The 13,757-nt window shown below is 31.3% G+C and carries 12 protein-coding genes; 6 read left to right on the forward strand and 6 right to left on the reverse strand.

The window, feature by feature from the left end; genetic code table 11:
• Positions 1-33: 33 nt before the first annotated feature.
• Positions 34-699, reverse strand: coding sequence for a M15 family metallopeptidase (locus Q0739_RS01305; protein WP_298236890.1), 666 nt, complete (start codon positions 697-699; stop codon positions 34-36).
• A 404-nt stretch (positions 700-1,103) separates the two neighbouring features.
• Between Q0739_RS01305 and Q0739_RS01310 the strand changes: the two genes are divergently transcribed.
• From Q0739_RS01310 to Q0739_RS01325, 4 genes are all read left to right on the forward strand, one after another.
• Positions 1,104-2,033, forward strand: coding sequence for an alpha/beta hydrolase (locus tag Q0739_RS01310; RefSeq protein WP_298236891.1), 930 nt, complete (start codon positions 1,104-1,106; stop codon positions 2,031-2,033).
• Positions 2,034-2,166: 133 nt separating this feature from the next.
• Positions 2,167-2,886: an outer membrane beta-barrel protein gene (locus Q0739_RS01315; RefSeq protein ID WP_298236892.1), complete on the forward strand. Its 720-nt coding sequence runs from the start codon at positions 2,167-2,169 to the stop codon at positions 2,884-2,886.
• A 220-nt stretch (positions 2,887-3,106) separates the two neighbouring features.
• Entirely contained in the window at positions 3,107-4,369 is a 1,263-nt protein-coding gene (locus Q0739_RS01320) for a DUF819 family protein (RefSeq protein WP_298236893.1), read from the forward strand.
• Positions 4,370-4,427: 58 nt separating this feature from the next.
• Complete coding sequence (locus Q0739_RS01325) at positions 4,428-5,132, forward strand: DUF4369 domain-containing protein (RefSeq protein ID WP_298236894.1); 705 nt, start codon at positions 4,428-4,430, stop codon at positions 5,130-5,132.
• 82 nt (positions 5,133-5,214) lie between these two features.
• On the opposite strand, the gene Q0739_RS01330 is transcribed toward Q0739_RS01325, so the two are convergent.
• From Q0739_RS01330 to idi, 3 genes are all read right to left on the reverse strand, one after another.
• Positions 5,215-5,484, reverse strand: coding sequence for a hypothetical protein (locus tag Q0739_RS01330; RefSeq protein WP_298236895.1), 270 nt, complete (start codon positions 5,482-5,484; stop codon positions 5,215-5,217).
• A 313-nt stretch (positions 5,485-5,797) separates the two neighbouring features.
• On the reverse strand, positions 5,798-6,211 hold the full coding sequence (locus Q0739_RS01335; RefSeq protein WP_298236896.1) for a 6-carboxytetrahydropterin synthase: 414 nt from the start codon (positions 6,209-6,211) through the stop codon (positions 5,798-5,800).
• Positions 6,204-6,734 (reverse strand): isopentenyl-diphosphate Delta-isomerase, encoded by a 531-nt coding sequence (gene idi, locus Q0739_RS01340; RefSeq protein WP_298237068.1) that lies wholly within the window; start codon positions 6,732-6,734, stop codon positions 6,204-6,206. The genes Q0739_RS01335 and idi overlap by 8 nt, the downstream gene beginning before the upstream one ends.
• 119 nt (positions 6,735-6,853) lie before the next feature.
• Between idi and Q0739_RS01345 the strand changes: the two genes are divergently transcribed.
• Both Q0739_RS01345 and Q0739_RS01350 read left to right on the forward strand, forming a co-directional pair.
• The gene (locus Q0739_RS01345) at positions 6,854-8,443 is read left to right on the forward strand and encodes a peptide chain release factor 3 (RefSeq protein WP_298236897.1); all 1,590 of its coding nucleotides are present in this window, start codon (positions 6,854-6,856) and stop codon (positions 8,441-8,443) included.
• A 119-nt stretch (positions 8,444-8,562) separates the two neighbouring features.
• The gene (locus Q0739_RS01350) at positions 8,563-8,799 is read left to right on the forward strand and encodes a (4Fe-4S)-binding protein (RefSeq protein WP_298236898.1); all 237 of its coding nucleotides are present in this window, start codon (positions 8,563-8,565) and stop codon (positions 8,797-8,799) included.
• A 171-nt stretch (positions 8,800-8,970) separates the two neighbouring features.
• Here Q0739_RS01350 and Q0739_RS01355 read toward each other — a convergent pair whose 3' ends face one another.
• On the reverse strand, positions 8,971-9,288 hold the full coding sequence (locus Q0739_RS01355; RefSeq protein ID WP_298236899.1) for a DUF3467 domain-containing protein: 318 nt from the start codon (positions 9,286-9,288) through the stop codon (positions 8,971-8,973).
• 164 nt (positions 9,289-9,452) lie between these two features.
• Positions 9,453-13,754 (reverse strand): DNA-directed RNA polymerase subunit beta', encoded by a 4,302-nt coding sequence (gene rpoC / locus Q0739_RS01360; RefSeq protein WP_298236900.1) that lies wholly within the window; start codon positions 13,752-13,754, stop codon positions 9,453-9,455.
• Between the last annotated feature and the right edge of the window lie 3 nt (positions 13,755-13,757).

Consider the following 13,757-nt stretch of genomic DNA (forward strand, 5'->3'; position numbering starts at 1 on the left):
TAAAACCTGTTTTCAAAACGAAAGCAGGTTTTTTTATTCAATAGGGAAATTGTAATATGTATTAGGAAATGGTTCTCCTTTTAAAGTGAAATGCCACCATTCTTTAGGATAATTTCTAAATCCAAATTTCAGCATAACACTTTGTAAAAGTTTTCTATTAGCCTTCTGTTCTTCAGAAATATTATTAAAATTCACCCAAGATTCTTTTCCAAAAAAATCATATTTACTTCCCATATCTATTGGCAAACTCGTATTTCCATCAATTATTGTTATGTCTACTGTACTACCACGACTATGACCCGATTTTGAAGCTATATATTCTTCTTTAAATAAGTCTTTCTTCTTTACATCTGGATAAAAAACATGCTTATTTAAAGTATCATTAATATCACGTGCCCAAAATATAAAATGATCTACAGCCTGTTGTGGTCTATAGCCATCATAAACTTTCAAACATAAGTTTTGTTGTTGTAAATAACTCTGCACTTTTTTAAGTGCTTCCGCAGTTTGTTTTGTTAGTATAAGTTTATTCGCATTATAACCATTAATGGCTGTTCCAACAAAATTGTTTGATGAATAATACCTTAATTCTACATCAATATCTGGAATAACATCATTTGCATATACAAATCCTTTAGGTAATTGTGCAAAACTAATAATGCAAAAGAATAAACAATATATATAACTACAGAATTTCATAAACTTGAGTTACGGCTAATTTATATAAAATAAGTTTATCTAAAGTTTTAAACACAAAAAAACCGAGTTCCCTCAAACTCGGTTCTTTCTTAATTTGCTTTTTACTTACGAAGTTAGATTTAGGGTCTCTATATCAACAACATAATGCAAATATTAATTAATTAATCCATTGAACTAAAAAGTATGTTATTTAGTACACACCAAAAGTAAAAATATAAATGAAACAAGACGACAAAAAACATATAAAATCGATGAAATACACTTTTTTTTAACATTTATCGTCGTAATAAACCATATTATCGACGAAATACACAAAATACGAATAGAATAAAAAACAATAAAACATTGTTTATTTAGTTATTTCTATTAGTAAATTTGATTTATTACTTAACAATAATATATAAATGAAAATTAAAATATTAATATTAGCTTTCTTCTGTTATAATATAGGTATTACTCAAAACAAATACTTCACTGAGCAAAATTTATCGATTAACAAATTTATTGAAGGCACCTTACTTCTTCCTTCGAATAAAACTAACACTCCATTAGCAATTATTATTGGTGGTTCTGGACCAACTGACAGAAATGGCAATCAAAATTTTCAAAAAAATAATTCTTTAAAAAAATTAGCAGAAGCTTTATCTATTGAGGGCATTGCAACTTTTAGGTACGATAAACGTGTTGTAAAACAAATAAAACAAGGCATTATAGATAAGGACATTATGTTTGATGATTTTATTGATGATGCAATATCTACCAGTAACTATTTTAAAAAACAAAGACTCTTTAATAAAATTTATATAGTAGGTCATAGTCAAGGAAGTTTAGTAGGAATGGTCGCTGCTAAAAATCGAGCCGATGGCTTTATTTCTATAGCTGGTGCAGGACAAAGTATAGATAATGTTATTATTGAACAAATTAATTTAACCGCTCCTCAGTTTAATGAAGAGACAAAACGCATATTCGCAGCTTTAAAAAAAGGAAGAACAGTAAAAGATTACCCACAAGCTCTAACTTCCATTTTTAAAGAAGATATTCAAGGTTTTATGAGAAATTGGATACAATATAAGCCTACAGAAATAATTACTGAGTTGAAAATACCCATTCTTATAATTAACGGAGATAAAGACTTGCAAGTAAGCGTTGAAGAGGCTAATACACTAAAAAAAGCGGCTCCTAAAGCTAAACTTATGATTGTAAAAAACATGAACCATGTGCTTGTTCCAATAGCTGGTGATAACTTGGATAACTCAAAATCTTACAATCAACCTAACCGTGAAATATCAGAAGAGCTTATTGAGCATATATCGAAATTTATAAACTCAAACTAGTATTACAATAAACAGTAAACAGTAAACAAAGTAAATATGCGAGTTTAACGAAAAAAAGCTTAATGTTAGCGATTAAATTATGAGTGATAAGGGCAACTCTTTTAGTTTTAGTATTTTAAACAAGACCCCAACTATGAAAAAACCTCAAATAGCACTACTCCTTTTTTTGTTTTGTACCATTATTAACGCCCAAGAATTTGCACTTGGTATCAAAGGAGGAATTAATAAGTATAACATAGGTGAAGTATTATCATTTGGTGGTTCTTTTCAACAAGGAGCACCTAACGAAATCTTTTCTCCCAATAATGAATTAAATTTTCATTTCGGGGCGTTTTTAGATATCTCCTTTGGTGATTTTTTTGTAAGACCCGAAGTCATTTTCGGTTCTATAAATAATAATTACGATTTTCCTAATCAAACTTCGGAATGGAAAACTTCAAAAGTTGATATTCCAATTTTAATAGGTTATAAAATTTTTGACCCTGTGGCTATATATGTTGGTCCTACTTTTAGTTTTAATCAAGATGTAACTTTAGATGGCGCTAACAACGAAGTTGGAGCATCAATTATTCCTTACGAAGAAAGTTTAGCGCACTTTAGTATTGGAATTCAAGTAGAATTTAAACAATTTGGAGTTGATGTTCGCTATAATCTTCCAGCTAAAGAAATTCCTACTACGAGGAATGATTTTAATTTCTCTGAATATGGTGTTAATCAAGCAGACATAAAAGCCTTTGAGCCTTCGCAGGTAAGTTTAAGTTTAAATATATTTTTATTTAGAACAGATGGTGATGATATTGATGGCTTTTTCTCTAATTTATTTAAGAGTAATAAATGCTGGTGTCCAAAATAAAAAAAGCAAAATCGTTATAAATTAAAAAAGCATCCTAAATAGGATGCTTTTTTACTAACTAACCAACCAAAAATATGGATTACAATTCAATAGTTTAAAGTAACCACTCAATAAACTATTATAATTAATGTAATTACTATTTATATATCAAATGGCGTGCCAAACTAAAATTATTCCTTTCTATATTTTCTTTATATTGTACTTTTTAAGCTAGAATTGTATGGAAAGTCAACCAATATTTATAAATGATACTATTGTATTTGGACTATTAATGCTCATGTTGGCATTGGTATTTTATACCTCTGCAAAAAAAACAGGATTCTGGTCTAAGTTTTATAGTATTATCCCAGCATTATTAATGTGCTATCTCTTGCCAGCTATATTAAACTCCTTGGGCTTAATTTCTCCTGAAATATCAAAAGTTTATGATATATCCAAAAACTATTTACTACCAGCTGCTTTAGTACTTATGACGTTAAGTTTAGATTTAAAATCCGTTTTTAATCTAGGTCCAAAAGCATTAACAATGTTTTTTGTAGGTACTGTAGGAATTGTTATTGGAGGCCCAATTGCTATACTTTTAGTGTCTATAGTAAGTCCAGAAACAGTTGGTGGCGCTGGGCCAGATGCTGTATGGCGTGGCCTTTCAACATTAGCAGGAAGTTGGATAGGTGGTGGTGCTAATCAAACTGCTATGTATGAAATTTTTAAATACAATCCAGAAAAATTTGGCGCTATGATTTTAGTAGACATTGTAGTAGCTCAGCTATGGATGGCTGTTTTGTTATTTGGTATTGGGCAAAAAAACAAAATAGACAGATGGCTAAAAGCGGACACTTCAGCAATTGAAAAACTAAAGCAAAAAGTAATTAATTATGAAAAAAGCGTTTCGAAAATTCCAAATTTAACAGATTATATGATTATGTTCGGAATCGCTTTTGCTGCAGTTGGAATAGCTCATTATGGTTCTAACAAGATTTCAACTTTTTTAACATCAAATTTTGATGTTTTTAACGATAAAACTTCAGCACTAGCATCATTTACGTCCACTTTCTTTTGGATGATTACCATAGCTACTATAATTGGAATAATACTATCTTTCACTAGAGCAAAAAAATATGAAGGTGCTGGTGCTAGCAAACTAGGAAGTGTCTTTATATATGTTCTAGTTGCCAGTATTGGAATGAAGATGGATATAGCATCAATTTTTGAAAACCCTGGCTTATTAGTTGTGGGCATTATTTGGATGGCAATTCATGTTATCCTTTTGGTCATAACTGCAAAAATAATAAGAGCTCCTTATTTCTTTTTAGCCGTTGGAAGCAAGGCTAATGTTGGCGGTGCTGCTTCTGCTCCTGTTGTTGCAGCAGCTTTTCATCCTTCATTGGCAACGGTAGGAGTTTTACTAGCCGTTGTAGGATACGCCATAGGCACATTCTCTGCTTTATTTTGTGCTAACTTAATGGAATTGGTTGCTCCTTAAATTAGGTATTAAATTAAATTTTTAGATATTTGCGAGACAAAAATCCAAACATATTTAAATGAAAAAACTAGCCTTTCTTTTTGCACTCTTTTTAATATTTTCATGTAATGAAAAACAACCAGATTTATTGGTAAAAACAAATATAAAAGGCTTAAAAAAAGGAATTGTTTACCTAAAAAAAGCTCAAGATTCAACTATTGTAACAGTAGATTCTGTAATTGTTAGTGGCAATGACACTTTTGAGTTACAAAGCTCTATTAAATCCCCTGAAATATTTTTCTTGTACTTAGATAAAAACAGTAACGAAGAAGACAGAATTACTTTTTTTGCTGATAAAGGAGTAATAGAAATAAATACAACACTTAAAAATTTTGTTTTTGATGCAAAAATAAAAGGCTCAAAACAACAAAAAACTTTAGAAGAATATCAACTATTAATGTCTCGTCTAAACAATAGAAACTTAGACTTAATTAAGGAAAGTTTTGAAGCTCAAAAAAGAGGAGACTCATTAGCTGGAAAAATTTATGAAGAAAAACAAAATAGCCTTTTAAAAAATCGCTACTTACAAACTGTAAACTTTGCTTTAAATAATAATGATAGCGAAGTAGCACCTTATTTAGCCTTAACTGAAATTTACAACGCCAGAGTTAAGTTTCTAGATACCATAAATAAAATGCTAACTCCAGAAGTAAAAGCTTCAAAATATGGTAAACAATTACAAACTTTTATTGACAAAATTAAGAATCAAGAAAACGATAAATAATGTATTAACTAGTAATAAATGTAATAAACAAAAAGACCTTTCAAATGAAAGGTCTTTTTGTTTATTACAAGTCTATTATAGGCTATGCTAATTTATTAATTTTTTCAATTAGAGACTTTCCTTTCAATTCAAGGTCGTTACGAATAGCTTTAAAATGTAATTTTTTATTCTCGACACTTTTGTCATTAGCTTTTGTAATTAATTCGTCAAAAGCCTCAATAGCTTCATCTATAATCGCTTCGCTCTTTTTTGTGTCTTTATCTGTATTAGCATATTCCCAAACATATACTGCTTCAATAATATCGCCTAAAACATAGTTTATATCTTTCTTTAGATCTCTAACATTTGCCATTTTTTCAGTTTTTAAAAGTTGAAACAAAAATAATTAAATTATTCATAACATCATTTTGAATATGAGACGAATTCCATTTATTTTAAGCGAAGACTTCTAATAATTTTTAATTAGTAGCTTCTTAGTTTATAATTCTTAATCGTACTAAGAAGTAATATAGTTTCTCCTAATTTTTAATGTTTCAAAAAAAAGTAATAGTAAATATTTGTGCTTCACTTCCAATATATATGTCTATTATAAAGGAATCGAACGTGTTCTATTTTTGTATAATTGTGTTACAACAAAATAATTTGTTATAAAATATGACTCATAATTAATTTCCAGAATAGGTTACAAAATTCCTAGGTGTTTCAAAAAGTGTGATTTCTAATTCTAAATGAGTTTCTAAACGTGGTTTTATCTTATTATAAATTACAACAGAAATATTTTCAGCTGTTGGGTTTAAATTTTTAAATTCTTCAACTTGAAGATTCAAGTTTTTATGATCGAAAGCATCTTCAACCTCTTCTTTAATAATCTCTTTCAAAATTTTAATATCGATAACATAACCCGTGTCTACATTTATACTACCTGTAACACTTACAATTAAATCGTAATTATGGCCATGAAAACTTGGGTTATTACATTTTCCGAAGACTTCCTCATTTTGCTCATTGCTCCAATCTTTTCTATACAACCTATGAGCTGCGTTAAAGTGCGCCTTTCTACTAACTGTTACTTTACTCATTTGATGTTATATTTATATGTTGGTAAAATTTTTTGAAAATAATTTTAAACCATTCTGTATAATATTGCGGATGTAACTCAATATCGACTTTTACATTTTCTAAAGGCATCCATTTCCAATCGGCTACTTCATCTATATTAATCTTAGGAGATTCATTATGTTTTCCAACCATAATGTGGTCGTACTCATGCTCGGTCAAACCATTATCAAAAGACGCTTTGTAAATGAAAGATATAGTTTCTTGTAAATCTACAACAAAGCCCATTTCTTCTTGTAGTCGTCTTTTACCAGCTTCAATATTACTCTCACCATCACGCTGATGACTGCAACAAGTATTAGTCCACAGTCCAGGTGAATGATATTTATGTAATGCTCTTTGTTGCAACATTAATTCATTAGCATCATTAAAAATAAATACAGAAAATGCACGATGCAACACCGCTTTTTCATGTGCTTCCAACTTAGGCATTAAACCTATTTGTTCATCTAGTTCATTTACTAGAATTACCTTTTCTTCTTCCATAGAAAACAAAAATACCAAGTAATATATTAATATTCTCATTCTATCATATAAAATCTGATATCGCAATTCTGAAATCGTAAATTATAAAGTATCTTTGCAACCCATTTGCACAATTATTTATGAGTTTTTTAAAGGAGATACAACGTAGACGAACATTTGGTATTATTTCGCATCCAGATGCTGGTAAAACAACACTAACCGAGAAGTTATTACTTTTTGGTGGAGCGATTCAAGAAGCTGGTGCTGTTAAAAGTAATAAAATAAAGAAGGGTGCTACTAGTGACTTCATGGAAATTGAACGACAACGTGGAATCTCTGTTGCTACATCTGTTTTAGCTTTTGAATACAATGGTATTAAAGTTAACATATTAGATACGCCTGGGCATAAAGATTTTGCTGAAGACACATTTCGAACACTTACTGCGGTAGACAGTGTTATTGTAGTTATTGATGTTGCAAAAGGTGTTGAAGAGCAAACTGAGAAATTAGTTGAAGTATGCCGGATGCGTAACATTCCAATGATTGTTTTTATAAATAAACTAGATCGTGAAGGTAAGGATGCTTTTGATTTACTTGATGAGGTAGAACAAAAACTAGGTTTAAGCGTAACACCTTTAAGCTTTCCAATTGGTATGGGCTACGACTTTAAAGGTATTTACAACATATGGGAAAAGAACATTAATTTATTTAGTGGTGATAGTAGAAAAAATATTGAAGAAACTATAAATGTTTCCAATTTAGGGTCGAATGAATTAGACACACTAATTGGAAAAGAATCTGCCGATAATCTTAGGGATAATTTAGAGCTTGTTGATGGTGTATACCCAAAATTCGACAAGGAAAACTACCTAAATGGTAATCTTCAACCTGTATTTTTTGGATCCGCTTTAAATAATTTTGGAGTTAGAGAGTTATTAGACTGCTTCGTTGAAATAGCACCAAAACCTAGACCTAAAGAAAGTGAAGAACGTCTTATTAAACCAGATGAGGAAAAATTTACAGGTTTTGTTTTTAAAATTCACGCAAATATGGATCCTAACCATAGGGATCGTCTTGCATTCATTAAAATAGTATCTGGAAAGTTTGAAAGAAATAAACCATATTTACATGTTAGAAATAACAAAAAAATGAAATTTTCCAGTCCGAATGCTTTTTTTGCTGAAAAAAAAGAAATCGTAGACATTTCCTATCCTGGCGATATTGTTGGCTTACATGATACTGGTAATTTTAAAATTGGTGATACGCTTACCGAAGGCGAACAAATAAATTATAGAGGAATTCCTAGTTTCTCTCCAGAACATTTTAGATACATTAATAATGCGGATCCTTTAAAATCTAAACAGCTATACAAGGGTATAGATCAGCTTATGGATGAAGGTGTAGCGCAGTTGTTTACTCTTGAACTGAACGGTCGTAAAGTTATAGGAACTGTTGGTGCCTTACAATACGAAGTAATTCAATATCGATTAGAACATGAATATGGGGCAAAATGTACCTACGAAAATCTGAATGTTTTTAAAGCTTGTTGGGTCGACCCTAAAGGTTCTCAAAGTGAAGAGTATAAAGAGTTTGTTAGAGTAAAACAACGCTTTTTAGCTAAAGACAAACAAAACCAGTTGGTCTTTTTAGCAGATTCTTCTTTTTCCCTTCAAATGACCCAACAGAAATACCCAAATATTAAATTCCATTTTACTTCAGAATTTAATTAATAGCCCGTGTATTTCATCTATTAATCGGAGTTTTTAAACTTTTAAACCAATATATTTAAGTCATTGATAATCTGTGTTTTACTTTTAAAAGAGAATCATAACCCCAAAAATGATTAACTATGGAAATTAATGCTAAAGAGTTTAGTAATAATGACATTACTGTAACCTATAACCCGTGTGAATGTACTTTATCTGAAACTTGTGCTAGAGAATTATCTGATGTATTTAGTAATTCTATAATACCATGGATAAATTTAGATAATGCTAAAAAAACTGAAAGTGTTATCAAACAAATTAATAGATGCCCTTCTGGTGCATTAAAATATTACTTGCACGATAAAAAACAAGCTAGTTAAATTCAATAAATAAGTGTTGATTAAAAAAAATCCTTTGAAATTAATTTCAAAGGATTTTTTAATATTATGCTTGTCCAATGGTATAAAATTTAAAGGTATTGGTGGTGGTTGCTCATTTAAATATTTCGAGCAACAAATATTTAACTTTACACCAACAATTAAATATCTAATTTAAGCTTGTCCTGTTGGCCCAAAGTTTAAAGGTATTGGTGGTTGCTCGTAATCTTTAATTTCACCATGTGCATTTTCAAATCTCGTTATATTATCCCCTAAAGCTTTAAGTAAACGCTTAGCATGTTGTGGTGTTAATATTATTCTTGATTTTACTTTGTTTTTAGGAACACCAGGCATGATGTTGACAAAATCAACAACAAACTCAGACACTGAGTGATTAATAATAGCTAAGTTAGAATACGTTCCTTCCGCTATCTTCTCGTCTAATTCTATATTGATTTGACTTTGTTTTGGTTTATCGTTTTGATCTGCCATAATATTATATATTTTAAAATTAAAAAGCCTTCAAGTGTTAATACATGAAGGCTTTTTTATAATAATGTTAATTTAATTCTCAATAGAGAGATCTCAAACAAATTTGAGATAAATTCTACTTACAGGTTTAACTTCGCCTTCGGCTTGAAAAACCTGAGTATCATTTAATTATAATTTAACTCTTGTTTTACCTGCATCATTTCGTCAAACTCTTCTTTTGAGCCAACAATAATGTTAGTATAGTTTCGCATTCCTGTACCTGCTGGAATTCTATGTCCAACAATTACATTCTCTTTTAAGCCTTCTAAAGTATCTACTTTACCTGCTACTGCTGCTTCGTTAAGAACCTTGGTAGTTTCTTGGAAAGATGCTGCAGAGATAAATGACTTTGTTTGAAGCGATGCTCTTGTAATACCTTGTAAAATAGGCGTTGCCGTTGCTGGCTTAGCATCTCTAGCTACTACAAGTTGCTTATCTTCTCGTCTCAAAATAGAATTCTCATCTCTTAACTCTCGAGGTGAAATAATTTGACCTGCACTTAGATTTGCCGACTCACCTGCATCTTCAATTACTTTCATACCAAAGATATCGTCATTTTCTTTAATGAAATCTGCTTTATGAGCCAATTGATCTTCTAAGAAAATAGTATCACCAGAGTCAATAATTCTAACTTTACGCATCATTTGTCTTACAACAACCTCGAAATGCTTATCATTAATTTTCACACCTTGTAAACGATATACTTCTTGTACTTCATTTACTAAGTATTGTTGAACCGCTGAAGGGCCTTTAATATTTAAGATATCGTTAGGTGTAATTGAACCATCAGACAATGGCATACCAGCTTTTACATAATCATTTTCTTGAACAAGAATTTGATTAGATAATTTTACTAAGTATTTCTTAACATCTCCTAATTTAGATTCAACGATTATCTCTCGGTTACCTCTTTTAATTTTTCCAAATGAAACCACACCATCAATAGCACTTACAACTGCTGGATTAGATGGGTTACGTGCTTCGAATAACTCAGTTACACGAGGAAGACCACCTGTAATATCACCTGCTTTTGCAGATTTACGAGGAATCTTAACTAAAATTTTACCAACAATAATTTTCTCACCATCATCAATCATTAAGTGAGCTCCTACTGGTAAATTGTATGAACGAATAATTTCACCTTTTCCATCTTCAATATGAAGCGTTGGAATGAGTTTCTTATTTCTTGATTCTGAAATAACTTTTTCTTGGAATCCTGTTTGCTCATCAATTTCAACTTGATAAGTAATCCCTTGCTCAATATTTTCGTATTTTACTTTACCTGCAAATTCTGAAATAATCACACCATTATATGGATCCCATTGACATACAACATCACCTTTACTAAGGTTTTGACCATTCTTAACATAAATTGTCGAACCATAAGGAATATTGTTTGTACTTAAAACAATACCTGTTTTCTTATCTGTAAGTTTAAGCTCAGAAGTTCTAGAGATTACAATATCAATATCGTTACCATCTCCATCTTGACCTTTTACTGTTTTTAAGTCTTCAATCTCAGCAATACCATCAAATTTAACAGCTAATTTATTTTCTTCAGAAATGTTACCTGCAATACCACCTACGTGGAATGTACGAAGTGTTAACTGTGTACCTGGTTCTCCAATAGATTGAGCGGCTACTACACCAACTGCTTCTCCACGTTGTACCATTTTACCAGTCGCTAAATTACGACCGTAACATTTAGCACAAATACCTTGTAATGCTTCACAAGTTAAGGCTGAACGTACTTCTACACTTTCAATTGGTGATTCTTCTATAGCCTTTGCTATATCATCTTCAATTAATTGTCCAGCAGCAACAAGCAACTCGTCAGTTAATGGGTTATAAACATCATTTAAAGATGTACGACCTACGATTCTTTCTTCTAATTTTTCAACAATTTCATCATTCTTCTTTAATGGCTCAACTTCAACACCTCTAAGTGTTCCACAGTCTACGCTATTGATAATAACATCTTGAGATACATCAACTAAACGACGTGTTAAATAACCAGCATCCGCTGTTTTAAGAGCGGTATCTGCTAAACCTTTACGAGCACCGTGAGTAGAAATAAAGTATTCTAAAATTGATAGCCCTTCTTTAAAGTTAGAAAGAATTGGATTTTCAATAATCTCACCTCCTCCTGCATTAGATTTTTTAGGTTTTGCCATTAATCCACGCATACCTGTAAGCTGACGAATTTGTTCTTTAGATCCACGAGCCCCAGAATCAAGCATCATAAACACCGAGTTAAATCCTTGTTGATCTTCACGAATACGTTTCATTGACAACTCAGTCAATTCAGCATTAGTAGAAGTCCAGATATCAATAACTTGGTTGTAACGTTCGTTGTTGGTAATAAGTCCCATATTATAGTTACCTGTAATACCATCAACTAAACCATTTGCTTTATCAATCATTCCTTGCTTTTCTGGCGGTATGATAATATCTCCTAAACTGAATGATAAACCACCTTGGAATGCGAATTTAAACCCTAAAGTTCTAATAGCATCTAAGAAATCGGCTGTTTCAGGAACAGATGTTACTTTAAGGATATCTCCAATAATATCTCTTAATGACTTTTTAGTTAATACCTGATTGATGTATCCTGCCGCTTGCGGAACATGTTGGTTAAATAATACTCTACCAACGGTAGTTTCAACAATCATTCTGTCAAGCTTACCATCTTCATTAATATCAATAGTTCTTACTTTGATACCTGCATTTAAGTCAACTCTTTTCTCATTAAAAGCAATTTCTACTTCTTCTGGAGAATAGAATGTTAATCCTTCACCTTTAATTGGTACTTCTGGTGTAGACTTGCGCAGCTTAGTCATATAATAAAGACCAAGAACCATATCTTGTGATGGTACTGTTACTGGCGAACCGTTTGCAGGATTCAATATATTATGAGATGCTAACATTAGTAACTGACACTCTAAAATAGCTTCAGGTCCTAATGGTAAATGCACTGCCATCTGGTCTCCATCAAAATCGGCATTAAATGCAGTACACACTAATGGGTGTAACTGGATTGCTTTCCCTTCAATTAATTTTGGCTGGAATGCTTGTATACCTAGTCTGTGTAATGTAGGAGCACGGTTTAGTAATACTGGATGTCCTTTAAGTACATTTTCCAATATATCCCAAACTACTGGCTCTCTTTTATCTATAATTTTCTTTGCAGACTTTACTGTTTTTACAATACCTCTTTCAATTAATTTTCTAATTACGAAAGGCTTATATAACTCAGCTGCCATATTTTTAGGCAATCCACATTCGAATAATTTTAATTCTGGACCAACAACAATTACCGAACGTGCAGAATAATCAACACGCTTACCTAATAAGTTTTGACGGAAACGTCCTTGCTTACCTTTAAGTGAATCTGATAACGACTTTAATGGTCTGTTAGAATCTGTTTTTACTGCTGAAGACTTACGTGTATTGTCAAACAATGAATCTACAGATTCCTGAAGCATACGTTTTTCGTTACGTAAAATTACTTCTGGAGCTTTTATTTCAACCAATCTCTTAAGACGATTGTTACGGATAATTACTCTACGATATAAATCATTCAAATCTGACGTTGCAAAACGACCACCATCTAAAGGCACTAATGGACGTAATTCTGGTGGAATGATTGGAATAACCTTCATAATCATCCACTCTGGACGGTTTTCTCTATTGTTGTTAGATTCACGTAACGCTTCAACAACTTGTAAACGTTTTAAAGCTTCTGTTTTACGTTGTTTAGACGTTTCGGTATTTGCTTTATGACGTAATTCGTATGATAAGGCTTCTAAATCAATTCTAGACAATAACTCAATTAGACATTCAGCACCCATTTTAGCTAAAAACTTTTCTGGGTCAGAATCATCTAAATATTGATTCTCTTGCGGAAGAGTTTCTAATATATTTAAGTATTCTTCTTCAGTAAGGAAATCCATTTTTTGTAATGGCTCCCCTTCTTCATTTTTAGCATTACCAGGTTGAATTACTACATAACGTTCGTAGTAAATAATCATATCTAATTTCTTAGATGGTAATCCTAATAAGTATCCAATTTTGTTAGGTAAAGAACGGAAATACCAGATATGAGCTACAGGAACCACTAAATTAATGTGTCCTACTCTATCTCGACGTACTTTCTTTTCTGTTACTTCAACACCACAACGGTCACAAACAATACCTTTGTAGCGAATTCTTTTATACTTACCACAAGCACACTCATAATCCTTTACAGGACCAAAAATACGCTCACAGAACAAACCGTCACGTTCTGGTTTGTGAGTTCGATAATTGATAGTTTCTGGTTTTAAAACTTCACCTCTAGATTCTGCTAAAATAGATTCTGGTGATGCTAAACCAATGGAGATTTTATTAAATCTCTTAACTGTATTTTTATCTTGTTTTCTTGCCATAAT

Source organism: uncultured Algibacter sp., assembly GCF_947487605.1.
Taxonomy (GTDB): Bacteria; Bacteroidota; Bacteroidia; order Flavobacteriales; family Flavobacteriaceae; genus Algibacter_D.